The organism is Frankia sp. ACN1ag (genome assembly GCF_001414035.1).
Lineage (GTDB): Bacteria > Actinomycetota > Actinomycetes > Frankiales > Frankiaceae > Frankia > Frankia torreyi.
Map to the genome: position 1 here is coordinate 70592 of NZ_LJPA01000012.1, position 24016 is coordinate 94607.

At 70.5% G+C, this 24016-nt stretch carries 25 protein-coding genes and 2 pseudogenes; 21 read left to right on the forward strand and 6 right to left on the reverse strand.

The genetic code is table 11. From position 1 onward, the window contains the following. The first annotated feature begins 58 nt into the window (after positions 1–58). The 11 genes and pseudogenes from UK82_RS12730 (at position 59) to UK82_RS34345 (ending at position 7823) form a co-directional block, all read left to right on the forward strand. A complete protein-coding gene (locus tag UK82_RS12730) occupies positions 59–595 on the forward strand; it encodes a phosphoribosyltransferase (RefSeq protein ID WP_055407305.1) in 537 nt (178 codons plus the stop codon). Next, positions 592–1425, forward strand: a complete 834-nt coding sequence (locus tag UK82_RS12735) for a bifunctional 2-polyprenyl-6-hydroxyphenol methylase/3-demethylubiquinol 3-O-methyltransferase UbiG (protein ID WP_083507165.1) — start codon at positions 592–594, stop codon at positions 1423–1425. Before UK82_RS12730 ends, UK82_RS12735 begins: the two co-directional genes overlap by 4 nt. Next, positions 1422–2129 (forward strand): thymidylate kinase, encoded by a 708-nt coding sequence (locus UK82_RS12740; RefSeq protein ID WP_055407308.1) that lies wholly within the window; start codon positions 1422–1424, stop codon positions 2127–2129. Before UK82_RS12735 ends, UK82_RS12740 begins: the two co-directional genes overlap by 4 nt. Then, positions 2119–3165 carry a radical SAM protein gene (locus UK82_RS12745; protein ID WP_055407310.1) on the forward strand — a complete coding sequence of 349 codons (1047 nt, stop codon included), beginning with the start codon at positions 2119–2121 and terminating at the stop codon, positions 3163–3165. Before UK82_RS12740 ends, UK82_RS12745 begins: the two co-directional genes overlap by 11 nt. Then, positions 3162–4268 (forward strand): DegT/DnrJ/EryC1/StrS aminotransferase family protein, encoded by a 1107-nt coding sequence (locus UK82_RS12750; RefSeq protein WP_055407312.1) that lies wholly within the window; start codon positions 3162–3164, stop codon positions 4266–4268. The genes UK82_RS12745 and UK82_RS12750 overlap by 4 nt, the downstream gene beginning before the upstream one ends. Before the next feature lie 85 nt (positions 4269–4353). Next, positions 4354–5124, forward strand: a complete 771-nt coding sequence (locus UK82_RS12755) for a thymidylate kinase (RefSeq protein WP_055407315.1) — start codon at positions 4354–4356, stop codon at positions 5122–5124. Positions 5125–5177: 53 nt separating this feature from the next. Next, positions 5178–5834 (forward strand): HAD family phosphatase, encoded by a 657-nt coding sequence (locus UK82_RS12760; protein ID WP_201784183.1) that lies wholly within the window; start codon positions 5178–5180, stop codon positions 5832–5834. After that, positions 5834–6017: pseudogene (locus UK82_RS42645) on the forward strand (phosphoribosylaminoimidazolesuccinocarboxamide synthase); the annotation flags it as partial. The gene UK82_RS12760 and the pseudogene UK82_RS42645, both read left to right, overlap by 1 nt. Before the next feature lies 1 nt (position 6018). Further along, positions 6019–6796: pseudogene (locus UK82_RS42650) on the forward strand (phosphoribosylaminoimidazolesuccinocarboxamide synthase); the annotation flags it as partial. A 102-nt stretch (positions 6797–6898) separates the two neighbouring features. After that, positions 6899–7603: a PolC-type DNA polymerase III gene (locus tag UK82_RS12770; protein ID WP_055407319.1), complete on the forward strand. Its 705-nt coding sequence runs from the start codon at positions 6899–6901 to the stop codon at positions 7601–7603. A gap of 16 nt (positions 7604–7619) precedes the next feature. Further along, positions 7620–7823 carry a hypothetical protein gene (locus UK82_RS34345; protein ID WP_055407322.1) on the forward strand — a complete coding sequence of 68 codons (204 nt, stop codon included), beginning with the start codon at positions 7620–7622 and terminating at the stop codon, positions 7821–7823. Positions 7824–7909: 86 nt separating this feature from the next. On the opposite strand, the gene UK82_RS12780 is transcribed toward UK82_RS34345, so the two are convergent. The 4 genes from UK82_RS12780 to UK82_RS12800 all read right to left on the reverse strand — a co-directional run bounded on the left by UK82_RS12780 (position 7910) and on the right by UK82_RS12800 (position 12463). Then, positions 7910–8473: an NUDIX hydrolase gene (locus UK82_RS12780; RefSeq protein WP_055407470.1), complete on the reverse strand. Its 564-nt coding sequence runs from the start codon at positions 8471–8473 to the stop codon at positions 7910–7912. A 235-nt stretch (positions 8474–8708) separates the two neighbouring features. Then, positions 8709–9148, reverse strand: a 440-nt coding sequence (locus UK82_RS42655; RefSeq protein ID WP_396230542.1) for a GNAT family N-acetyltransferase, incomplete at its 5' end; no start/stop codon positions are given. Between the two features lie 1570 nt (positions 9149–10718). After that, positions 10719–11255, reverse strand: coding sequence for a flavoprotein (locus tag UK82_RS12795; protein ID WP_055407329.1), 537 nt, complete (start codon positions 11253–11255; stop codon positions 10719–10721). Next, a complete protein-coding gene (locus UK82_RS12800) occupies positions 11252–12463 on the reverse strand; it encodes a helix-turn-helix transcriptional regulator (protein WP_055407473.1) in 1212 nt (403 codons plus the stop codon). The genes UK82_RS12795 and UK82_RS12800 overlap by 4 nt, the downstream gene beginning before the upstream one ends. Positions 12464–12819: 356 nt before the next feature. Here UK82_RS12800 and UK82_RS12805 point away from each other — a divergent pair, with 356 nt between their 5' ends. The 10 genes from UK82_RS12805 to nhaA all read left to right on the forward strand — a co-directional run bounded on the left by UK82_RS12805 (position 12820) and on the right by nhaA (position 22121). After that, positions 12820–13305, forward strand: a complete 486-nt coding sequence (locus UK82_RS12805) for a hypothetical protein (protein ID WP_055407331.1) — start codon at positions 12820–12822, stop codon at positions 13303–13305. 146 nt (positions 13306–13451) lie between these two features. Next, the coding region (locus tag UK82_RS12810; protein WP_236705890.1) for an SAM-dependent methyltransferase at positions 13452–14246 on the forward strand (795 nt) is incomplete at its 3' end. A 1292-nt stretch (positions 14247–15538) separates the two neighbouring features. Further along, a complete protein-coding gene (locus tag UK82_RS32725; RefSeq protein WP_055407335.1) occupies positions 15539–16282 on the forward strand; it encodes a hypothetical protein in 744 nt (247 codons plus the stop codon). Between the two features lie 29 nt (positions 16283–16311). Next, positions 16312–16569, forward strand: coding sequence for a hypothetical protein (locus UK82_RS12825; protein WP_152989877.1), 258 nt, complete (start codon positions 16312–16314; stop codon positions 16567–16569). Next, on the forward strand, positions 16566–17423 hold the full coding sequence (locus UK82_RS12830; RefSeq protein ID WP_055407339.1) for a PHP domain-containing protein: 858 nt from the start codon (positions 16566–16568) through the stop codon (positions 17421–17423). Before UK82_RS12825 ends, UK82_RS12830 begins: the two co-directional genes overlap by 4 nt. A gap of 8 nt (positions 17424–17431) precedes the next feature. Then, positions 17432–17941, forward strand: coding sequence for a hypothetical protein (locus UK82_RS12835; RefSeq protein WP_152989878.1), 510 nt, complete (start codon positions 17432–17434; stop codon positions 17939–17941). Between the two features lie 20 nt (positions 17942–17961). Continuing rightward, complete coding sequence (locus UK82_RS12840; protein WP_152989879.1) at positions 17962–18177, forward strand: hypothetical protein; 216 nt, start codon at positions 17962–17964, stop codon at positions 18175–18177. Between the two features lie 144 nt (positions 18178–18321). Next, on the forward strand, positions 18322–19191 hold the full coding sequence (locus UK82_RS12845; protein WP_055407346.1) for a Crp/Fnr family transcriptional regulator: 870 nt from the start codon (positions 18322–18324) through the stop codon (positions 19189–19191). 981 nt (positions 19192–20172) lie between these two features. Beyond that, positions 20173–20685: a hypothetical protein gene (locus UK82_RS12855; protein WP_152989880.1), complete on the forward strand. Its 513-nt coding sequence runs from the start codon at positions 20173–20175 to the stop codon at positions 20683–20685. Then, positions 20649–22121: a Na+/H+ antiporter NhaA gene (nhaA, locus tag UK82_RS12860; protein ID WP_236705868.1), complete on the forward strand. Its 1473-nt coding sequence runs from the start codon at positions 20649–20651 to the stop codon at positions 22119–22121. Before UK82_RS12855 ends, nhaA begins: the two co-directional genes overlap by 37 nt. A 15-nt stretch (positions 22122–22136) precedes the next feature. Here nhaA and UK82_RS33635 read toward each other — a convergent pair whose 3' ends face one another. Then, on the reverse strand, positions 22137–22277 hold the full coding sequence (locus UK82_RS33635; protein WP_161849115.1) for a hypothetical protein: 141 nt from the start codon (positions 22275–22277) through the stop codon (positions 22137–22139). Between the two features lie 617 nt (positions 22278–22894). Next, positions 22895–23998, reverse strand: coding sequence for a BTAD domain-containing putative transcriptional regulator (locus UK82_RS42660; protein ID WP_396230549.1), 1104 nt, complete (start codon positions 23996–23998; stop codon positions 22895–22897). Positions 23999–24016: the final 18 nt, after the last annotated feature.

Genomic DNA, 24016 nt, shown 5'->3' on the forward strand with positions numbered 1-24016 from the left:
CAGGTATCCGATGGACACCACAGCAGGCCGCCCTGCCGCCCCGCCTCACGATGAGGCGATGGTGGAGCGCGTCTTCGAACACCGCCGTATCTGGCGTCTGACGCAGGACGCTTTCGCCTCTGCTGCCGCGTTGATCGCCGGGCGGGAGCCGACACCCGGCGTGGTGGTCGGGATTGCGCGCGGTGGGGTTCCGCTGGCCCGGTTGCTCGCCGCGCACTACGGGGCGCCGGTCGTGGAGTTGACGGCCCGCCACAATCGCAGCGACGAGGTGTACCTTCCCGCGACCGGGCAGGTCGAGCTGCCCCAGGAACCCGATGCAGCCCTGGCGGCGCACCGCGGAGCCCGGGTCCTGCTCGTCGACGACATCTGCGGCACCGGCTCCACCTACCGCGCGGCGGTGGGATGGCTGGAGGCGCATCTGGTCCCGGCTGCTATGCGCACCGCGGCGCTCTGCCGCAGCGAGGCGGCTGGTTTCACCCCGGACACCTGGGTGTGGGACACGCTCGACTGGGTCGTCTTCCCTTGGGATGAGCCGACGCAGACCAGCGAGGACCTGGTCGTGCCGGCCTCGCCACGAGTAGGAGAAGAACGATGAATGCTGTACACCTGTCGGAGCAGTATGTGACCCGGCCGGGAACTCCGATGGTGGGGCCCTACAGCACCAACCAAATGGATGACTTCTACGCGGCGTTGAGCCGCGGTGAGGCCAAGCCGTCGGGTCTGATGAACCTTGTGCAGCACCTGATCGTCGCTGAGCGGTGCGCGCCAGGCTCGCGTGTGCTGGACGTGTGCTGCGGCCGGGGCCTGGCGCTGCCGCTGTTGTTCCGCTACGCCCCGACGATCGCGGGGTATGTCGGGCTGGACATCAGCGCCGCCAATCTCGAGGAGGCCCGGGAGCGGATCGAGGCCCTGCGCTCGGCGTACGGCGACCCGTTCCCGGTGGCGCTGGTGGAGTGCGACGTGGCCCAGCCCTGGCCTGATCTGCCCTCGCACGAGCAGGGTTTCGGCATCGCGCTGTACACCTCGGCGCTGGAGCATCTGCCGTTCGAGCTCGGCGCGCAGAGCCTGCGCAGGACCGCCGCGGCGCTGGGACCGGGGGGAGTGCTCTTCCTTTCCACCCCGGCGGCCGTCGGGCCCCCGCCGCGCCCGTTGCAGTACCGCGTCCATGTCTACGAGTGGTCGCGCGAGGAGGTCGAGCAGGTGATCGGAGGCGCGGGCCTGATCATTGAGGACGTGATGGGCCTGCTGCCGCCCACACCGGACGCCACGGTGGCCGCGCTCACCGACCGGTACGGGCAGGCTGCGGCAGCCTGGTACCGCGATCTCGTCGAACGCGTCCCCAGGGCGCTGCTGGACACGGTCTCCGCCGTCGCCGTTCCCGACGTGGCCACGGAACTGCTCTACGTCTGCCGGAGGCCGGCATGAGCACGTCGACGACGATCCGCGGGTCCGCGCTCGGAGCCACAGCGCTGTGGGTGAGCATCGAGGGGATCAACGGTGTCGGGAAGACCAGCGCGGCCCGCGCGGTCGCCGCCGTGCTCGGTGCGCGGTGTCTGCTCCTGGACGAGCTCACCGACTCCGGCGACACGCTGACCGGACGGGTGATCGCCGCGTTGAGCGCCGAAGGTGACCCTTTCCTGCGCACGGGCAGCCCGGTCGTGGAGACCCTTGCCCTGCTCGCGTTGGAGGTCCGCAAGGCCGAGCGACTGGCCACCCGGGACCTGACCGGAGTCGGGGTGATCCTGGAGGACCGTGGCGTGGACTCCGTCGCCGTGTGCCAGGCGGCGATCCTGTGCTCCCAGCACCCGGAGTCATCGCCGGACGCGGTGGCCCGGCACGTGCTGTCGAGTGCTCGGCGGTGGACGGTGTTACCGGACGCGACCATCGTGCTCACCGGTGACCCCTGGGTGTGCGCGCGGCGTTTCGCCGACCGGACCGGGTGCTCACTGACGCCGGCGGACGTGCAGGTACTCGAACAGATCGACATCCTGTACCGCGCGGCGGCTGTCCGCGATCCCGGACGGTTCACGCTCCTGGACACGGCCGGCATGTCGCCGGAGGAGACCGCCGCCGCCGTCCAGGAGGCCGTGACCACGCTGCTGCATCGGCAGGCCACCCATGCCTCGTGACGTGACCCTGTTGTGGGCTCTGCGCTCCCCGTGCGCGTTCGCCTGCCCGCATTGCTACTTCGGCACCATCGAGGAGCACAAGGACGACCCGCCGGAGCAGGCGGGTGTCCTGTCGCACCTGGCGCGCACCGACCTGCCGGCGAACGTGCTGACGGACTTCGCGCGGACGCTCGCGGACTCGCCTGTCGAGCGGGTGATCATCGCCGGCGGGGAGCCGCTGGACTGGCCCGCCGCACTGGAAGTGATCTCCCTCATCAAGGCCGGGGGCTGCCAGGTCGTCGTCGCGACGAACGGTGTTCCGCTCACCCGCCCGCACGTGGCCGAGCGCCTGGTCGCGCTCGGGGTCGACGGCGTGTCGGTGTCGCTCGACAGCGCGGACCCCGAGACCAACGACCAGATGCGGCCGTCCCGTTCGGGTCGTTTCGGCTACCACGACGTCCTGGAAGGCATCGGTGCCCTGCTCCAGGCGCGCGGCGCAAGGCCCGCACCCAGGGTCGGGATCTACACCGTGGTCACGCGATCACGTCCGCAGGAGATCACGGACGTGGCGCGGCTGGCGGCGAGCCTCGGTGTCGACTACTACGTGCCGCAGCCGATCTCCCTCGCCGCCGACCACCAACTCTTCCACCCGATGTGCCACACCCCCGGCGACGTCGCCGACGTCGGCGAGTACCTCGACCTCCTCTACAGCGCCCCCCAGGGGCTGGCCCTGCCCGACCCGTCCTATGTCCAGCGCTTCATCGCCGCGATCTCTACCCACGACGGCGGGCATGTGCCTGACTGCTTCGGCGGCGCGCGCCTGTTCTTCATCCAGCCCGACGGGTCGGTCTGGGACTGCCCGTCCGATCGCCGGATCGCCGCCCAGGTCACGCATGCGCGCGGGCTACGGCACACCATCGAGGACGGCGACGCCCGCACGCTGTTCGCCACGCGGCCGACGTGCACGGACTGCTCGCTGTTCAGCCGTGACTGTGTGAACATGTGGCCCCTCGTCCTGGACATGCCGCGGCTGCTGAACCCGGGGCCGGGACGATGACACTGCCTGCACTCCCCGGCGGGACGCAGCCACTCGCGGAGCAGCTCGCCGCGGTTGTCGCGCAGATGCCCGACCCGAGCGGCGGGCCGGACGTCGCGCAACTGGAGCGCGACCTGGCCGAGGTGTTCGGCGTACCGCACGCCGTCGCGGTGTCCTCCGGCACCGCGGCCCTCCACGCCGCACTGTCGGCCTGCGGCATCGGTCCAGGAGACGAAGTCCTCGTTCCGGCGCTGAGCGTCGTCATGACCGTGGCGCCCCTGGCCGCCCTGGGGGCGGTGCCGGTGTTCGTCGACAGCGACCCAGCCACCCTGGACCTGGACTACGACGACGCGGCCCGCAAGGTCACGTTGCGGACTCGGGCGATCATCCCGGTCCACCTGTGGGGCCGGATGGGAGACCCCGCGGCCCTGACGGCGTTCGCGTCCACCCGCGGGCTCACCGTCATCGAGGACGCCGCGCAGGCTGCTGGCACCGCCCGCGACGGGAAGCGAGCCGGCACCGTCGGCGTCGGCTGCTTCAGCATGAAGGACGGCAAGATCCTCTGGAGCGGTGAGGGCGGCTTCCTGCTCACCACCCAACCCGAGGTCGCGGAGCACGCTGCCGCGTTCCGCAGCCACTGGCAGCAGGCCCCTGCCGGCGAAGCCCCGCTCAGCCGCCTGGCCACCAACTCCCGCCTCGCGGCCCCCCTCGCCGCGATCGCCCTGGCAAACCTCCGCCGGTTCCTGGCTCTGGTCGAACGCCGCCGCGCACAGACCCGCCACCTGCTGGACGCCCTGAAGCAGGCATCCGGCCTGGTGGCCCTGCCACCAGGCACCGGCGAGCAGTGGAACGGCCACGCCCCGCTGCTTCATATCGACCTGCCCAGCCCCCGCAGGTTCGCGCAGCACCTCTCCCAGCAGGGAGTGCCGAACTCCACCGGCAGCTTCCGACTCGTCCCCTGCGACACCCGGCCCATGTTCACCGGCCGCGGCCGTCCGTGCCGTGGTGCCGCCGACATCCTCGACCACACGCTCGCCGTCATCCTCACCGAACGCGACAACAAAACCACACTCGACAGGTACGCCGCCGTCATCACCGAAGAGGCCGCCGCATGGGCCCCGTGACCGACCAGCGCGGCCGGCACCACAACCCCACCGGAGCGACCCCTTCCACGGCGCCCCATCCTCGTCCCGGAACGGAACTGCCGGCATGACGATTGCCTCGGTACGCCAGTCCTGCACCCGCGGCCCACTGATCTCCGTCGACGGCGTCACGGGAGTCGGCAAGACCTATCTGACCAGGCGCGCCGTGCACGCCCTCGACGACAAGCCGCTGGCACTGGAGGGGTTCTCCCAGAGAGCCGACAGTCGCCGGGGACTGGGTGAAGCCCTGCTGGGCGCGCTGGGCGAGGCCAGCGCAGGCGACCCATTCCTACGCGGCGGCACTCCCATGGCCGAAGCCCTGATCCTGCTGGCGATCAAGCGGCATGACCTGGACGTCGCCGTCGGCGAGCTGTCGCGCGGACGTGCCGTCATCGAGGGCCGTGGCGTCGACACCACGGCGGTGTGCCAGGCACTGCTGCTGCACCCCGACAACGGCGACGCCGCCCTGGACACGGCGATCGCCCTGCTGGAACTCGCTTCCTCCTACCGGCCGCTGCCCGACCTCACGATCCTGATCACCGACGACGCCTCCGAAGCCATCGGACGTGCGCAACGCCGCGACCAGCGCGTCTTCACCAACGAGCAGGCCACGTTCATCCGTGAGGCACGCGAACTCTACGAACGGCTCGCCGCCACCGATCCGGCCCGCTACCGGGTCGTGGACCGGCGCAGCGTCGACGAGCACGAGGCGGCCGATCTGATCCGGACGTGGATCCACGGCGAGGGGACCGACCTGGGCTGCTTGCACGAGCCGTGGCAGGACACAGATACCCGGTGCATGTGCTGCGGCCACCACGCGGACCCGGCGCCCGCATGAACGAGGCGGCCCCTCCCTCGGTCTGCCCACACCCGGACCCAGCGGGCACCTGCATGCCCGCGATCCCTGCCGGCATCAAGGCCCTTGTCTTCGACTTCGACGGCACCCTCGCCGACACCACACCCAGCCACGAGCAGGCGCTGCGAGCGGCGCTGAAGGCACACGGCGTCGGCTTGGACCACGACTGGTATCGCGGACACGTCGGCCTATCCATCCATGACCTGCTCGACGCGCTACCAGGCGGTCGGCACCTGCCGCACGAAGAGATCATCGCCCAGAGCCGCGCCCATCTGCTGGCCACCGTCCACAGCATCACCCCTGTCGCGTGCGTTGTCGCGCTCCTGCGCCGCGCCCGCCGTGCTGGGCTGCCCTGCGCCGTGGCCTCAGGTGCCAGTCGCCTGCTCGTCCATCCGGGCATGCACGCCCTGGGCCTGACGCGGGAGTTCGCGGCGGTCGTCGTGCGCGAAGACGTCACGAAGGGCAAGCCGGCCCCCGACGTGTACCTGCTGGCTGCCCGACGCCTCGAGGTGCCGCCGGACCGCTGCCTGGCCGTCGACGACGCCCGCGACGGCGTCGCCTCGGCCCGCACGGCCGGCATGCACGTGATCATGGTCATCGACGGCCACCTGGCCGACGACGCCGAACCGGCCACCACGATCAGAAGGTTCCGCCCGATGACGGCACGAGGCCGTCGCACCCGGGGAGCATGATGCCCGTCCTCCACTCCACCAAGAACCTGGAGATCATCGACCCGCCCACGCCCACGAGAGAGGGCGTCGGAGTCTTCGAGTACACCGACCACTACACGGTGTTCCACTACGGCAGGATGCCGGACCCGATCCCCGGCAAAGGCGAGGCGATCGCCCACATGGCCGCCTTCACCTTCACGATGCNGGAAGCGGCAGGCGTGCCAACCCATTTCCGCCGGTTCATCGCCCCCAACCGGATCGAGTTCGACCTCGCCCGTGTGCCAGGCCCCGACACCGGACCGCTCACGCCGAACGCCGGACCCTACCTCGTCCCCGTGCAGGTCCTCATCCGCACCGAACTCCCGCCAGGAAGCTCCGTTCACCGCCGGCTCGCAGCAGGCACGCTGACACTGGCCGAGCTCGGGCTCACCAGCCTTCCCGCGGACGACCAGCGGCTTGAGCGCCCATTCGTCGAGTACGCGACCATGCTGGAGGACGTCAACCGCTACGTCAGCGCGCCCGAGGCCCAGCGCCTCGCCGCTTTGAGCGACGAGCAGTTCCAGACGATGCACGACACCGCCATCGCGGTCGACCAGGTGCTCACCGAGCACAGCAACAAGGTCGGGCTGAGGCACTGTGACGGCAAGGTCGAGTTCCTGGTGTCGAGCGATGCGCGCCTCGTGGTCGCCGACAGCCCCGGCACACCCGACGAAAGCCGCCTGATGTTCGGCGGAGTCCACTGCGGCAAGCAGATCCTCCGGGACTGGTACGTGGCGAACAGGCTGGAGGTGCCGGTCGACGCACTGATCCACGACAGTGTGCCCAGAAGCCACTGGCCACAGCCGGCACCCCTCCCGCCAGAGTTCGTTCCGGTCATGTCAGACCTGTACCGCGCCCTGAGCGAGACCTGGACAGGCGAGCGGCGCTGGAACGCGCCGAGCCTGAAGGCCGCCACGCAGGCCGCCTCCAGCCTTATTCAATGACGACGCATCATCGAGCGGGCGCTCCGGCATGCTCGTCTCGATACCAAGCGCAGGCGAGCGACCGCCACGACCCGGCCCTACGAGGAAGAGAGCGGTGGAAGCATGGGCGGTTTGACACAAGATCCCGCCTTTCGGGCGACCACCTTCGTGGTCATCGACTTCGAAGCGACGACCCCTGCGGGCCACCCGGCCCAGCCCACCGAGGTTGCCGCTCTTGCACTCCGCTACGAGGACGGCGGGTGGAGCGAGGCCGGTAGGTACACCTCCCTCATCCGGCCGCCCGACTTCGCCCCGGTGACGCCGGCCGACACGGCCCAGACCGGCCTCACCCCCGAGCAACTGCGCCAGGCGCCCAGCCCGGCCGACGCGCTGGGCGCATTGGACCGGCGATTCACTGAAGGCATTCAATACTTGCTCGTCGCTCAACACGCCGCCACCGAAGCCAACATCATCCACAATCAGCGCGAGCACTGCCCGGCGCTGGCTCACATTGACTTTCTCGACACGATCCCGCTCGCCACGCACCTCATCCCAGGTCTGCCGAACTATCGGCTCGACACGCTGCTCGCGTATTTCCACATCAAACAGCCGCCGAATCGCCACCGGGCCCCTGCTGACGTTGACGTCACCGCCCAGATGTTCTTCCGGCTCGTCAGCGCCGCAGACGAAGATCCGCAGCTCAGCGATCTCACGGCCCTGGTAAAACTCGCGGGACGCACGGCCAAGGGCAACAGGCCCGTCCAAGGCGGCCTGTTCGACATCGAGCCCCCGGCGGGAGAAGACCTGAGCACAACCGGTCCGAGATAACACGGAGTTCACTCCGATGACCAAGGAACAGCCCGGCCGCGCCGAGGCCGGGTTCTGGGACGGACTGGTCATGGTCGCCGTGACGGACGGCTTCTTCGAGCTCAAGCGGACCCGGGACCGCACCATCCTTCGAGTGAGCCGCGTGAGCGGACACCACAGCTCGGCCAGCGTCGGCCGAGGCCCGGGTTCGGTTCGACATCCGGTTCGGCAGGGAGGCTGACGACGACCGCGGAGCCCTGACTGGTGCGCTCCGCGGTAAGGCGCCGCTGCTTGCCGGAGGCGTTCAGCGAACCCCGGTCAACCGATCTAGGCCGGTGCGTTGACCGCTCGCGCGATGCGGTGGCCGACAAGCCGCTCTGCCACGGCAAGCGGATACCATGCGGCACCGTGCACCTCGGACTCCTGGATGCGCCCCACCTCCGCATGTGCCGTGGTGAAGGCGTACCCGATGTCGAGGTGGTAGTGATCCGGCTCGTCCTTCGTCGGTCGTGCCGGAACCTGCCCGTACTCGATGTAGACGGGGGTCTGCGACGCGGGGAAGACCGTGTCAGGGTCAACACCGGTCTCCTCCGTCAACTCGCGCACTGCCGCGCCGATGAGTGTGGTGTCGGTCGGCTCCAGGTGGCCGCCAGGCTGCAACGTGATCCCGTACGCGCGGTGCTCGACCAGCAGGATCTCGGCGTCACCGCAGCCGTCACTACGGACCAGAAGCGCACCGGCAGTTACGTGCATCGGAAAGGTCCGCCGCGAGGCGAAATCCCGTCCTTGGGAAAGCAGTAGCAGCGGCTCAGTCAGCAGCGCAGCCTCGTCGGGGTAACGCTCGATGTAAGCGGAAAGTGCACTCGATATGTCCGAATCACTGATCGCCACGAGCTGCCCCCGCATCAGCCCGAGAGGCCAGCCTTCCGGGACCTCCTGCTTGAAGGTGAGCGACGAGATGCGACACAGCCAGCTCCGTAGATAGCGCATGGCGTAACAGGAAGCCCGCATCCTACATGTGGAGCCTCAGCGGTGGGCGTATGCCCGGCGATCTGCACGAAGTGATCGGCTCCGGATGCGTGTTCCAGCTCCAGGCCGGTCCGACGTGGTCGGGACTCGGCTCCCGTCAATGCCTTTCGGCAAGGACCGCATCAGCCACCTCGACGAGGATCGAGTCCAGATCCGGCTGCGGGGTGGCCGGACGTTGCAGCGACCAGACGGTGACGGTCGCCTTGCGGGGGTGGGGGATGGCGCGGGTCACCGTCCAGCCCTGTAGGCGGTAGTAGCCGATGAGTCCGCGGTTGTCCGGGCCAATGGTGAGGACTCCGCGGCGCACCCACTGAGCGCCTTGGTGGGCGGCATGGTCGAGCGCCCAGAAGGCGATCAGGGCCCCGAGGCCGTCGCCGGCGAGGTCGGGATGCGTGACGGTGGACCGGAGAAAGACCGCGGGCTTGGTCTGTTCCTGGTCGGTCCAGCCGAGGCGCGGGGTACCGGCCGTGATGGTGGTGCAGCCGACGATCCGCCCGGATCCGGTGGTGAGGACCCAGACGGGCCAGTCGGGGTCGGNGGTCTGGGCGCCGAGCTGCTCCGCGTTGGTCTGCCAGCTCGACCAGCGGCCGTGACCGTGCGCGCGCATCCACTCCGCACAGGCGTGGATCATGGACGTGACCGGTGCCTGATCGGTGGCGGTGGCCGGTCGGATCAGGTACATCCGTGCCCTCCCGCGGCGGTTGTGGTTCGTGGCTCCAGGCTAAGGATGCTGAACAGACCGGTGTCGACGGGTCCGCCGTCGGCGTGTCGCTGGTAGGCGGCGCGGAGCTGGCCGCCGTCGAGGTAGCCCAGGTCGATGAGCAGGGAGTCGTCGAGGATGGCCGCGAGCAGAGGCATCCCGTGCTCGCGCACGCCCTGTTCCATGTCGATGCCCTTGTCGCGGGCGGCGGTGAGGATCTGTTCGACCGCTTCGTGGTAGGGCTCGGCGAGGGGGCCGACGGGTTCCCCGCGGGCCCGGCATCCCCCGGGATGCAGCGGGGGATGTTCCCAGGCGGGGCCGCCGATCAGGAGTGCGTAGGCGAGGACCTGCCCGGGATCGCGGGCGGCGAGGGTCACCGTGACGTTCCCGGAATCCATCCCCCCGGACGGCTCCACCGCGCTGGCCTGCGGTGCGTACGGCCGCCGGCCGACGGCGTGGTTCAGGAGCAGTTCATACACGTCGACGATGTCGACGCCGTCGCGGATCTGTCGAGGACGGGCGTGTTGTGCGGGATCGGGATAGANCACGGTGAGCGTGGTCGCGCGGGGATCGTAGTGGGCGCTCGTACGCTCGGTCAGCATGGAGATGTCGCGGAACAGGGTCTGCGTGCTGTAGCGGCCGCGTCGGGTCAGCGCTCGTGTGACCGCGATCGGGTAGAGGCCGCCGGTCTCGACGCGGGGGGTCAGCTCGGCCAGTGACCAGGATGCATGCAGCGCGCCGTCGCCGAGACCGAGGTACAGGGGAGCGGTTCCCCAGTGGCCCGCCGTGAGCTGGACCGTGCCGTCCGGAGCGCATTCCACCAACGTGAAGTCCAAGGGCCAGTCGAGAACCTCGCGGCGTCGAGCTCGGTAGAGTCCTTCGTCAACGAGACACGGCCGGCGACCGCCATCGCCCTCATCGGGGGATGCCTGCCTCATTCTCTCCCGCACGAACAGGAAGCTGGAATGCCCGTCGGTCACGACACCATGTTCCAGCAGAGGATGCCCGAAGGGCTCCAGCCAGTTCTCCCCGCTCGTCCACCGCTCCTGATGCCATCGCCACCGTTCGGAGACCCGCACGGGTCCGAACCTGAAGGTCAACACGGTCAGTTTGGTGTGCTGTATGTTCCGACGCCGGCGGGGCGGCCGGGAGCGGTCGGCGACATCTCAGATCTCGTCGTATTTATTGCGCGTGTCACTGTCTCCTTCGACCTTGAAATACTCAGACTCCGCCACTTTCAAGATCACATCTCCTTCGAAGGCGTCATTGAAGTCGAGTTCCATGGCTACCGCCCTCTCTTTGCCATAGAGCAGTCGTCGCCGCAGCGACCTACGAAAAGCATGGTGCCACCGCCGCGGTCCCCCGTCATTCAGTTGGAGAGAAAGGTGGCGACTTGGAGGGCCCGATTTAACTCACCGCGTCCACCGCTAGTTCCCAAGGAAAAGTTGAAACCTTGGTCCCGCCAGAGCGGGGTGGGTGGGGCTCGAAGGCACCGTGCCCGAGGAGGACGGTCACGCCGGCCGCTCGTAGCTCCTCGACGCTTCGGCTGAAGGCCCGGTTCGCTGCGAGGGCCTGGTTGACGAACGGCAACACGGCGATGGGCAGGCCGAGCCCGGTGAGCTCGGCCACGACGCTCAAGGGGTAGGTGTCGGCTGCCCCGGACGCCCATTTGTTGATGGTGTTGTATGTAGCGGGAGCCACGATGACGGCGTCAGCATCGGGCACCCTTGCCGGATCGCCCGCCGGCCGATAGGTGGTACGGACGGGTCGACCGGACTGCTGCTCCAGGGCCGGCACGTTCAGGAAATGGCTGACGGCAGCATGAGTTGCGATGAGCTGCACCGTCCACTCGCGCTGCTGGGCCAGCTCCACGAGCTGGCCGACCTCGCTGGCGGGTCCAGCTCCGCACACCACGACGTACAGCACCCGCCCCCGGTGATTCACGTGGACAGCCCAATCCGCTGGGCCAACTGGCTCAGCTCGGAAAGGGGACGGGTACCGGGGCGCTTGAGCAGGTCGTTGACAAGCTGCTTTCCGACTGGGCGGCACCGTACTTCTTCGGGGGCGATCCGGTCTGCATCGAGCAGGGCCCGGATGGCCGGCTCGGGATTGCCGGCCTGACGGTGGGCCTCGGCCAGATCAAGCAGGTAATTAGCCCTGCGTTCACGAGGGAGCCGGTTCAAGCGGGCGGGGTCAATGGTTTGAGCGAAGGCCACAGCGGCAGCTCCTTCGTGCAGGCGGACGAGCGCCGCCAGGCGGTGGAGCTCGACGTTGGTGACGCCGAAGGCGGTAACCCGGTGGCTGAAGTCTGGCGCCAGGGTTCGAGCTACGGCGTCCGCCTGCTCATGAAGGGACAGCGCGGTGGCGGCATCGCCTTGGGACGCGGCGGCAATCTCGGCGGGCAGGAGCAACATTCCGTAGAGAGAGGTCAGCTCTGGATCGTCGGTGATCTGTGTTTCCATGCGATCGGCCATGGCGATGAGCAGGTCCACGGCTTCGGCAAGCTGGCCGGTCTGGGTCATGGCGCGGGCGACGCTGCGGGTGGCTCGTGCCAGACAGATGGTGTCGCCGGTCTGGCTGGCCAGGTTGATGGCCCGGTCGGCCGCGAGCCAGGCCACGTCGGTGGTCTCGAACTTGAGCAAGGTGGAGGTTGCCAGGCGGTAGGTCATCACCAGATGGCGGCTGGCTTCCAGACGGTCGTCGCCGTCGAGGGTCCGGACGGCGGCCTGGGCCTCACCCATCAGGCCGGGCAGGACCTGGCCCATGACGGTGAAGTGCGAAGACAGCCAGGCGGCACAGGCATGGTCGACCTGCTGCCGAAGCCGGCCCAAGTCGGGGTCACGGGCGCTGTCCAGCGGGCCGAGAAGGGCATCGTAGGAACCGAGAGCCGCACGGATCGCTCGTACCTCGGTGCCGTCGAGGCATTGGGCGGCGCGTTCGGCGGCGTCATCCTCGGTGAGGGCGGCCACCTCGATGTTGAGAGCGGTGGCCACCCTCTCCAACATCGGTAGGCGCACAAGATTGCGCTGTCCGGCTTCGATTTTGTCCACCCAGCTGTTGGACCGGTCGCAGAGGTCAGCGAGCTGCTGGCGGGTGAGACCGCGCCGCGTTCGCCAGTAACGCACCCGCTGGCCGACGCCGCGACTGTCCATAACCACCCCCATGAGGCCTGGCGCGGCACCACCCAGAGACGATCCGCCCTGCCACGGATGGTATCGCCGGACCTCGCTTGTCCCGTCTCACTCTGCGTCCCCCGCCCAGGCTCGGGCCACGGACATTTTGTCCAACCCCAGGGGCCAGAAAGCCCCCTAGGTTCAGATCCGGTCACCGTTGCCGGACCCGCCGAACCAGCGGTCCTCATGCCCCTCTCCGCCCGCGGCGCCTCACTGTCGAGGACGCCAAGATCTACGTCCTGCTGCGGGCGGGGAGGTTCCATCAACCCGCCTATCCGATCGGGAAATCTGTCATGCCTCCGAACTATTCGACGCGCCCGCATGATGCGGGGATCATGGACCTGACCCCTGAGACCACGGCGCCCACGGAACTGCTGGGCAGGGTCCTGGATCACCACGGGCGCCTGGTCCTGACCGCGGACCAGATCGTGACGTTGCTGAACCTCCAGGCCGAGTACCGCCGTGGGCGGAGGGACATCGAGCTGGACATGGCCCTGGCCGCGCACACTGTGGCGGTCACGCCCGAGGCGCTGACTCCGGAAGGGCTCAAGGCGCGTCAGGTCGTTTACGGGCAGCGAGGTGGGTCTCTGGCCGCGCTCGAGGCGCGGGGAGACGAGTACATCGCGAAGGTGATGGCGGTCCTCACCGCGCAGCAGACGGACACGCTGATGGAGATCTACGTCGAGGAACGGCGGGATCACCTGGAGAAGATGACGCGGGTCCTGATCAACGCGGTGGGCCCGCGGTTCGTGCTGGCGGAGCCGGACCCGGACGGCGACGGCTTCCGCCTCGTCGGCGGCCGGGTTCTCGCGACGCTCTGATCCGGCATGCTTCCGCTCGCGGGCTCCAGCCATACGGATGGTGAGAGCCTCGTGCGGGCGGGCAGGCCCCATCCCCGACAAGGGACAACATGATCGACGATGACGGGGGCGGCGGCGCCGCGCCCACCCTGGTCTCCACCCCCTCGATGTGGCCTACGACCGACCTGAAGATCGATGTGCCGCATTCGGCGCGGATGTATGACTACTACCTGGGTGGGAAGGACAATTTCCCGGCCGACCGGCAGGCCGCCGAGGACGCTCTCGCCGTGTTCCCCAACGCGGTGGTGATGGCCCGCCAGAACCGGGAGTTCATGGTTCGGGTGACCAGGTATCTGGCCGGTGAAGTCGGGGTCCGGCAGTTCCTCGACGTCGGGACGGGAATCCCGACCAGCCCGAATCTGCATGAGGTGGCCCAGAGGATCGCGCCCGAGTCCCGGGTGGTGTATGCGGACAACGATCCGATTGTGCTGACCCATGCTCGTGCGCTTCTGGCCAGCACTCCGCAGGGGCGGACGGCCTACCTCGACGCCGATCTTCTGGACCCCGAGCGGATCCTGGCCGCGCCGGAGCTGCGGGACACCTTCGATTTGAGCCGGCCGGTCGCGCTGTCCGTCATCGCGATCCTTCATTTCGTGCCCGACGACGCCGACCCGTATGGGATCGTCGGCCGCCTGCTGGAGGAGTTGCCGTCCGGCAGCTATCTGGCGTTGACCCATGCGACCGCCGATCTCGACCCGGCGGCGCTGGAGATGGCGGAGGTGTACCGGGCGCGGGGGATCACCGCCCAGGCCCGCACGGCCGCCCAGGTGGGCCGCTTCTTCGACGGCTTGGAGCTGGTCGAGCCGGGTGTCCAGGTGGTGCACCGCTGGCGGCCCGACCCCGCGGAGCCGTCCGACGTGACCGACGCCGAGGTCTCCATTTACGGGGCGTTGGCCCGCAAGNCATGACCAGGTTCTTCCGTCCGGGTTCTCGGCGTTGGACGTTCGCGCCGGATGATCCGGTGCCCCTGCTGGTGGGGGGAACGGGCTACCGGGGGGTCGTCTTCGACGAAGCCGAGGTGGGCGCGGGTGCCCGGGTGCTGGACCTGGGCGGGGACCCGACCCTGACTGCCGAGCTGGTCAACCACGTGGATGACCGTGCCGTGGTGCTGGTACGGACCGGCGAGGACGGCGCACCCGTGGAGGGCCGGTTCCGGCCGGTCCGCGCGGCTCTGGACGCGCTGCCGCTGTCCGACGGCGACGTGGGTCTCGTCGTCGGCAACGACGTGTTCCGCAGCGGGGTGCCGCTGACCCCGGTGCTGCAGGAGATCGCCCGGGTGGTGCGCCCTGGTGGTTGGGTCAGCCTCGTCCAACCCGCACACCACCGTGTGATCGTCCCCGCTGTGCGGGGCCTGGGCGCGCAGGACAGGGGCATCCCGCCAGAGCGCACACCGGCGCTGCGTGTCCTGGAGGCCGAGATGATCTGGCGTGCCCGCGCCGTCGGCCTTCTGCCGGTCGTCATCGGTCTCGGGTTCACGCGCGGGCGGGTGGACGCCGGCGACGTTGAGGCGTTCCTGTACAGCTCGGTGGCGGGGATGCCCAGCCCGGTGGGGACCGTGACCGCGGCTGGGGGTGCCGACGCTGCCGACTGGTATGTCCGCGCCTGGCGGCATGCCGCGGCCACGGCAGGGTCCGTGGACGTGCTGACGCCGGTCGTCCAGATCGATGCCGTCCGGGTCGATCCGTGGCCGGACCGTCCTGTGACCAGCGAACCGGAATGGTACGAGGCGTACTCCCGGGCCCTTGACCAGGCACGGGCCGCCGGAATTCCCAAGGCGGCCTGGCAGATCGGCCAGGCTGTGGGCCGCCATCTCGACCGGGAGGAGGACCTGCGCCGCGGCGGGCCGGAAACCGGCCAATGCGGGATGCTGACCGGCTGCTGGGACGACGTCTGGGACGACGACGGTGAGGCCGACGTGGACACCGATCCCCTGGACGCGCTCAAGAAATACTTTCTCTTCCAGGCTGCCTGGATTTCCTTCCTCATCGCCGTCGACATCGTGGTGAAAGCCCTGTAGCCAGATTTCAGTGTTTGATCTTCATGTCTCTTTTTCGTGGGGGCGTGTGGGCCTCCACCTGACGCGATGCGTGGCGCAGACCGAGGCGCGCCGTATCGAGTGTCGCCGGCAGCCTGCGGCGGAGGCTTTTTCTGAGGGCAAGGGACGGCGGAGTCGGACGGAAACGAGGAAAGGGTGGTGCCGGCGGTGACGGTGTCGGGGGTGCGGCGTGTTCTGGACGCGGCGGAGATCAGCCCGGGTGGTCTGGTCGTGGACCTGGGCGGTGGGGCCAGCGCACTGTCCCTCCCGGCTCTGGCCCGTGTCGGACCGTCCGGTGTCGTCTGCGCGGTCGATTCGGCATCGGGTGGCGGGGGCGCGCCGGACGGGGTGCGCAGGGTTGTGGCCGAGGCGGGTCGTCTGCCGTTTGCGGACGGGGCGGTGCAGGCTGTCATCGGGCACACGGTGCAGGTCGATGTGGCCGGGGTGTTGGGTGACGCGGCCCGCGTGCTCGCCCCGGAGGGGAAGCTCTCACTGGGCCAGCCTCTGCCGCATTACCGGCGCCACGACGTGCTGGCCGGGCTGACCGCGGCGGAGCAGTGGCGGGCCGACACCGCGATCCTGCAGGCGGTCCCCGCGCGCCTCCGTCACGCCACCGATGATCTCGCGGCCGCCATCTATCCCTACGGCGCGTGTTTGGCTGTCGACAGTTTCGCGGTCGTTCCTGAGACCGTCATTCTGCGTGATCAGGATAGCGTTGCGGAATTCCTGCGGATGCCGCTGTACCCGGGGGTCTCCCGGCCGATGGACATGGTCCGCGACCAGCTCGGCGATGTGTTTGCCGCCCGATATGAGGCAGCCTGGTATGTAACACTACGACAGCGTAGGACGATAGCCGTGAGCACACCGACGGTGTTTGTCGGCGCCCGGCGTGGTCTGCCGTGATGCCATACACCCGGCGGCAGGTTCTCGCGATGGTGCGCCGGGTCGTTTCCCGGCCGCTGCCCGACGGCGCGGCCCGGGTGAATTTCGCGGACATGGACGGCGACGGCACACTCACCTGTTCACTGGATGGTTTCCCGGGCGGGCGGCCTGCACCGGGGAGCAGCGTGCGAGTCGGGGACCGCGCGGGCCGGCGGGCCGCCGCGGTGGTACGCGGCGTGGACACGACGACCGGGCTGGTCTGGCTGCGCGTCACTCTCACCACCTTCACGGACGGGATTCTTCGATGACCATTGACTTGCACACCCACTCCACGATCTCGGACGGCACCCTGGACCCCGAGGAGCTGGTCCTGCAGGCCCGCGCAGCGGGGCTCGACGTCGTCGGTCTGACCGACCACGACGACATGACCGGCATCCCGCGGGCCGCCGCGGCGCTGCCGGCGGGGTTGACTCTGCTGCCGGGGGTGGAGGTCTCCTGCTACATCGTGATCGGCGAGCGGCGGCAGACCCTGCACCTGCTGGCCTACCTGCCCGACCCGGACAACCGGGCGCTGACCGCGATGCTGCATGCGACGCGGGAGGGCCGGAGGCAACGCGCCCGGGAGATGGTCGCGGCCCTGGCCGCCGACGGCCATCCGATCGGCTGGGACAGCGTGGCGCGCCGTGCCGGCGGGCGGCCGCCCGGTCGGCCGCACATCGCCGACGAGCTGATCGCCGCCGGCCTCGTCGCCACGCGGGAGGAGGCGTTCACCGAGCAGTGGATCGGCCCCCGGGGCAGATACCACCGGGAGAAGGTCCAGCCCAGCGTGTTCGACGCGATCGCCGCGGTCCGCGGGGCGGGCGGCGTCCCGATCCTCGCCCATCCGGGTGACCCGGGCCGGGGCACGATGCTCACCACCGACCAGCTCACCGAGCTCGCCGGCTACGGGCTTGACGGCTTCGAGGTGGACCATCCCAAGCACAGCCCGCAGATCCGCGGGTGGCTGCGGGACCTCGCCACCCAGCTCGGTCTGATCGTGACGGGGTCAAGCGACTTCCACGGAAGCCGCAAGCCCCAGCAGCTCGGGGACGAGACGACCAGCGCGCAGGCGTACCAGGACATCCTCATGCGGGCCGGCGCCATGCCGATCCCATCACGGTGATCCCCGCGATGGGTCTTTCTGCTGCCGCCGGGCGTACCGCGCCCGGCGCATCGAGGACCCCGCCGGGCGGCCTGGACCCGCGCTGGTCCGGCGACCTGCAGGCCGCGGACCGCGAGGCGGCAGCGACCGGTCTGATCCTCGGCGCCGGCCCGCTGCTCCTCCTGGTCGCCGGCTCGATCCGGTGGGCGGGACGGGTCCCTGGCCGCCGCCCCTGTGACCGGGACCCTCCCGCGCACCTCACCCACACCCGCCCACCCTCGGCGATCAGGAGAGACGACATGACGGCGACCGCCTTCGTCGACTGCAACACCATCGAGCCGGGCGACACCATCCGCGTCCCGGTCAGCCGTTTCCGGGACGGCGTGCCCACTCCAGGCGGCGCGGTCCTCTGCGACGACGAGGAGAGCCTGCGCGCGTCCGCCGTCGTGCTGGCTGCCAAGGGAGAGCTGATGGTTCTGCGTGTGGACATGGACTCGTTCGTGTCCGACCCGTGCCTGGCGGACTCGGGGGAACGATGACCGCCTGCGCGGAGGAAGCGGTGGCCTCGCGGCCGGGCCGCGGCGGGCGCGCGGAGCATCTGGCCCACCAGTTCGGCCTCACCCTCACCTCGCCCTCGACGGCGACGCCGGTCACCCTCAGCGGCCAGCAGCAGCGTGCGTTTCGGGCCCGGACCCGCCGGGTGGACCTGCTCGCAGCCCGGTACGCCACCGCGGAGCTGCATCGCACAGCCTGGTGGGTGCATGCCGGTGGATGAGACCACGCCCTCGCCCGCGCAGGACCGTCGGCAGGACGTCGGGCGGGCTGCGGGGGAAGCGGGGCCGCCGGTGGGGGAGTGCGTGGTGGCGGTGGCCGCACTTCTCGCTTTGATCATCCTGGTGTTGACGACCCCGCACCTCCCATGATCGCGGAAGATGCGGCGAAGACCACCCGACTTCCCGCCGGTTGCCGGGTCCTCGGTGGGACCTGGCAGCCTCGGCGCGGCCCGGAATTGCAGCGGTGGGCCGGCCGGTTCCTCGGCGGTCTGGACCCGCAGACCCGCGCCGCCGTCGTGAGCATGGGGCGCGGCGACGCGGTTGCCGCGGGGGAGCCCGTTCTGCGGGAAGACGAGGCGGGTCAGCTGGTGATCGTGCTGCTCTCCGGCTGGGTGACGGTGACCGCCGCCGCGGAGAACGGGACGACGGTGCTGCTCGCCCTCCATCACAGCGGTGAGGTGGTCGACGCGGACACGCTGTCGGCGGTGGGTGGGATGAGGGTGACGGCGGGCGCACTCACGCTGGTCCGGTGGATCCCGGCCGCCCGGTTCGCGGAGGTCCTCGCCGCGTATCCCAGCGCCCGGGAGTCGTACTGCCGCGTGCAGTGCGCGCTGCTCCGGCAGGCGACCCGGCAGTGGATCACGGGTCTCGCTCCGGTCGCCGTGCGCGTCGCGCGCACGCTGATCGAGCTGCGCCGCAGCTTCGCTGGCCGGCCCGACCCGGCGGGACGCGTGGTGATCCCGCTGAGCCAGTCCGAGCTGGCGGAGCTCGCCCACGCTTCCCTCCCGGCCGTGCATCGCGCGCTGGCCGACCTGCGCGACGCGGGTGTCCTCGCGCTCAGCCGCCGCGCCCTCGGCATCGTCAACCTGCCCGCGTTGGTGGCCGCCGCCGGGACGACCGCCCCGCTGGCCGCTCACGGGACGGGGCTACCCGATGCCTGCCCTGGCTGCCCGCGACCGGCGACCTCACCCCACAGACGGGGACGAGCCATGCCGGGCTCGCCCGCAGCACCCTGACGGGAGACGACGTGCGTTCACCGACCCGGCCGAGGGCGGCCGCGAACGTTCACACGATCAACCGTGTGCCGGTCGGTCGGCTACGCGAGGCCCTGGCCTGGTCCACTCGCCGAGCGGCGCGCACGGGCACGTTTCCCGCGAGCCGAGTAGCGGATCGTCTCCAGGTGCCCGCCGTCGAGGCGGCAACCCTGCTCAACGTTCTCGCCCTGCTCGGTCTGTGCGACCGGTATGAGACTGGTGGCGGCTGGGTGTATGCCTGCGGCCCGCTGCTCGCCGCGGCGCCGCACTCCGACTCCGGGGCACGCCCGCAGGAGGAGGTGCTGCCGCGGGAGCTGTGGGCCGCGATCATCATCGCCCAGGCCGAGACCGGCCTGGCCTCGGGCGAGGCCATCGCCGAACTGCTGGACACCGCCCGGCGCGTGGACCGGGTCGACGTGACGCTGCGCCTCGCGGTGCTGGCCGTGCGGGGGCTGCTCCTGCTGGGCCCGGACCGCGGTGCCGCGCACCGCCAGTGGCAGGCGACCGCCCGCGGAACCTACTGGTCCCGCGACCTGCTGGCACGGGGGCTCACCGACCACGAGGTGTGGACGGTGCTCGGCGCCGACAGCCCCGACATCGACGCCGACGTGGACCTCCTCACCGCCGCCCGCCGCCTCGGTGTCTCCGGGGAACGGTTGGAAGGGTGGGNGGACCGGCACACCCGCACCGGTCATTTCACCCGGGTCGGCCCGGGGTTGNGGTTCACCGACGTCGGCCGGGAGGCGATCAACGCCGTGCGGGAAAGCCCGGGGCAGTGAGACCGCACCCCTGCCGCCACCAAGCTGGCCCCTTCCGCTGCCTAGGGACGGAGCCGGGGTGCGGCACGCGGGGTGGTGACCGCGTGCCGCACCCACAGCCTGTGCCTGCGGCGGAGGTCTCACAGCGGGTCGCTGGCTGTCGGGTCCTCGGCGAGGCTTGGCCGCCTCGGCACTGGCGGGCTCTGTGACGGTCCAGGACATCGGGCAGGTATCTGTCCAGGCTCTGCGGGCATCGCTGCTTGTGACGGCGGCCCGCACGGCTCACGCGGGCATGTTCTCCGCCGGGCCGGTTGCGGCTGCCCTGGCGGCGACGGCCATCCAGGTGGGCCGCTGGCTGGACCTCCTCGCCGTGCTGGGCCTGCTCGCCCGCTACCCCACGGCGGTCCGGGCCTATGCCTGCCAGCCGCAGCTTGTCGCGGCGCCGGCCACAGGCGCCCGCCCGCTCGACGAGGTCAGCCCGAGCGAGCTGTGGGCGGCGGTGGTCACAGCACAGCTCCAGACAGGCAAGGCATCCGCATCGCAGATCGCCGCGTTCCTCGACACGCGGACCAGTCGGGTCGACCGGGTGGACCTCCTGCTGCGGCTCGCGGCGCTGGCCGCCTGCGGACGGCTCTGGGCCTGCACCGACGACGCCACCCGGCTGCGTCCCACCGACATCGGATGGACAGCCGTCCCAACAACATCGCCGGCGCCATGACGCGCCCGACCACCAGGAGATGCGCCACGTTCCTGCGGGCAGAGACCACCAGTGGCCTGCTCCTTGCCGCCTGCACGGTTGCCGCCCTGATCTGGGCGAACACCGCACCGCACGCCTACCACACCGTGTGGTCCGCCCAGGCCGGCTTCGGACCACCCTGGCTACACCTGAACCACCTGCACGTCACCGAGTGGGTCGCCGACGCCCTGCTCGCCGTGTTCTTCTTCGTCGTCGGCCTCGAACTCAAACGCGAACTCACCATCGGCGACCTCGCCGACCGCCACAGCGCCACCCTCCCCGTCGCCGCCGCCGCCGGCGGCATGCTCGCCCCCGCCCTGATCTGCCTCGCCCTCACCCACCACGCCCCCGGCGCCGGCCGCGCCTGGGCCATCCCCGTCGCCACCGACATCGCCTTCGCCCTCGGCGTCCTCGCCCTCGCCGGCCCCCGCGCCCCCACCGGCCTACGCACCGTCCTGCTCGGCCTCGCCGTCGCCGACGACCTCGGCGGCATCCTGCTCATCGCCGTCGGCTTCAGCCACGGCATCAACCCCGCCTGGCTCGCCACCGCCGCCGCCCTGCTCGCCACCGTCGCCCTCGCCCACCGGCGGCGATGGGACTCACCCCTGCTCCACCTCCCCCTCGCCGCCGCCACCTGGACCAGCGTCCACGCCGCCGGCATCCACGCCACCGTCGCCGGCGTCGCCCTCGGCCTACTCGTCCGCGTCCACCCCGACCCGAACGAAACCGAAGCCCCCGCCATCCGCCTCGAACGACGCCTGAGCCCGATCACCGCCGCCGTGATCCTGCCCGTGTTCGCCCTGTCCGCCACCGGCGTGTCCCTCGCCCCGTCCGCGCTGCTCGGCGTCGTCACCAACCCGATCAGCCGCGGCGTCGCCCTCGGCCTGCTCGCCGGCAAACTCCTCGGCGTCCCCGCCGGCGCCTGGCTCGCCGTCCGCCTCCGCCTCGCCCGGCTACCCGACGGCGTCCGCTGGCGCCACCTCATCCCCCTCGGCCTGCTCGCCGGCATCGGCTACACCGTCAGCCTGCTCATCGCCACCCTCGCCCTGCCCAACCCCGACCAGACCGAAGGCGCCGCCACCGCCATCCTCGCCGCCTCCGTCACCGCCAGCGCCCTCGCCCTGGCCGCCATGCGCACCCCGCTCGCGGCGCAGGGACCGCCTCGCGGGCCAGGGGAAGGCCATCCCGGGGCGGCTGTGCTGGCCGGACGCCAGCCGCAGACAAGCGCGGACGGGGCCGGCGCGCCCCTGCCTAGGGGGAACCAGGTGGACCTCCTGCTGCGGCTCGCGGCGCTGGCCGGTGGCCCGCTACCTCGGCCCTCAGGGTGGCGGGCCACCGGCTTGTCGGCGTCGGCGACGACTCGCGCGATGGTGTTCTGCGCTGTGTGTCGGCTTCGCTGGTGCGGCCGTGCTCGGTGAGCCGGCCGGCCTGTGTCAGAAGTATGCGTGGCTGATCCATCCGAGCCAGGATCCGGCGGCGATAGAGACGACGGCGGTGAGGATGACGAGTGCGGCGACGAGGCGCCAGGAAACGCCGTCGTCGGATTTCCAGGGGGACGGACTCCAGTCGGCCATGGGTGCTCTCCTTCTCGGAGGGAAAATTAGGTCAGGATGGCTCTGCTGATAGCCGGAAGGGGGTTTGCGAGGGGCCTCTTTTCGCAGCTCAGGGAAAGAGGGCGGTGATTTTTAGAGGAGGGGTGGGTCTTCGAACGTTGGAGGAGTGCGAGGGCTCCATCGGAGGTGGTCGAGGAGGGTCCGGTGCACGTGGGGCCGGTCGAGGTGGAGACGGATCAGGCTGCCGACGGTCATCGCGATTTCAAGGTCGGAGTGGTAGACCCCCGTTTCGGCGACCATCCGGTGCGGTACGCACAGCGCCTGGCCGGGGGACTGGAGGAAAACGATGGTCTGCAGGTCGGTGAGGTAGAGGGTTCNCTCGCCGTGATCGAGCCAGATGGCCGAGGTGACGGGCGTGTCGTCGCGAGTGGACCATGCCCGGCACACAGTGGAGGCGTAGACCCGTTCGCCCGGGTAGCACCACCGCGGCACCTGGGTCAGTGGTGTCGGTGGGGGTCCGGCGGCGAGGGCGCGGGCGGCGTCCTGGTCGGTGGAGTGTGCGGGCGGGTCGCGTGTGGTCCAGAGTTCCCGGATCCGGCGGAGGTTTCTGAGGCCGGCGGTGCGGGTGTCGTGGTCGTTCATGGGCGTGTGGTTCGTAGCAGGCGGGGGAGGAGGGCGATGGTGGCTGGGCTGGGCTGGGCGTCGAGGTCGGCGAGGCGGGCGACGAGTCGGTCGTAGACGCGTCGGACTTCGGTGAGGTGCCCAGTCCGGGCGTGCAGCCGCATGAGGTGGGTGTGGAGGGGTTCGGAGGAGGGGTCGGTGGTGGTGAGGGCCTGTTCAAGGACGACGGCGGCCTGGGTGGGATCGTCGTCGGCGAGGAGGTCCGCGAGGTCCTGGTAGGCGTCGATGGCCTGGTGTTCCAGGGTGGTGGCGTGACCGGCGGCCCAGGGGGCGTCAAGGTCGCCGCAGAACCGTCCCCGATACAGGCCGGCGGCGCGGCGCAAGGCGGCGCGCCGGGTGGGGTCGTCGGGGGCGTGGTTGGCGTCGTGCAGCGCCTGGTGGAACTCCCACAGGTCGCAGCGTCCGCCGTGCAGAGTGAGACGGTAGCCGCCTTTGCCGTTCGCGATCGCGATCGCGCCGCCGGCGGCCTGCCCGCAGGCGTCCCGCAACCGGCGGACTGCCTGGTAGATCTGGTCTTTCGCACGGGCGGGGTCGGCGTCGGGGAGCATCTGGTCGACGAGCGTCGCGGTCGTGACGCCGGCGCGGTGCACGGCGAGGTAGGCGGCGATCTCCATGCTGAGTAGCCCGTGGTAGACCGGCACGCCGTCGAGTTCGAGATGCGGCCGTCCGAACGTGACCACCTGCACGTCGCCTGCCACCCGTGAGGGAGGCGGGGGGTGGTCGGTGTGCGGTGGAATGGCCGCCGGTGGGTGGTGCGGGTCGGGGTTGCCGTCGCCGGGTGAGACGGCCGGCGATGGGGGTGGGGGTGTCGGGCCCTTGGGCAGTGCGCGCGGCGGTGGGGGCCGGTAGCTGACGAGGGGGATGGTCACCTCGGTGCCTGCGGGCCGGGGGGTCAGCAGGCGTAGGGTCGCCGCGGCCGTCAGGGTGAAGGCGCGGCGCAGCTGCGGAATCCGGTCGGCGCGGAGCGAGCCGTCGGCGGCGACATGCACCCCGGTCAGGGCGGCGCCGGTGAGCAGCCCGCTGACCCCGACGGGGTGGGCCTGAGCGAGCAGGCTATGCATTGCCCTCGCCGTACCGTG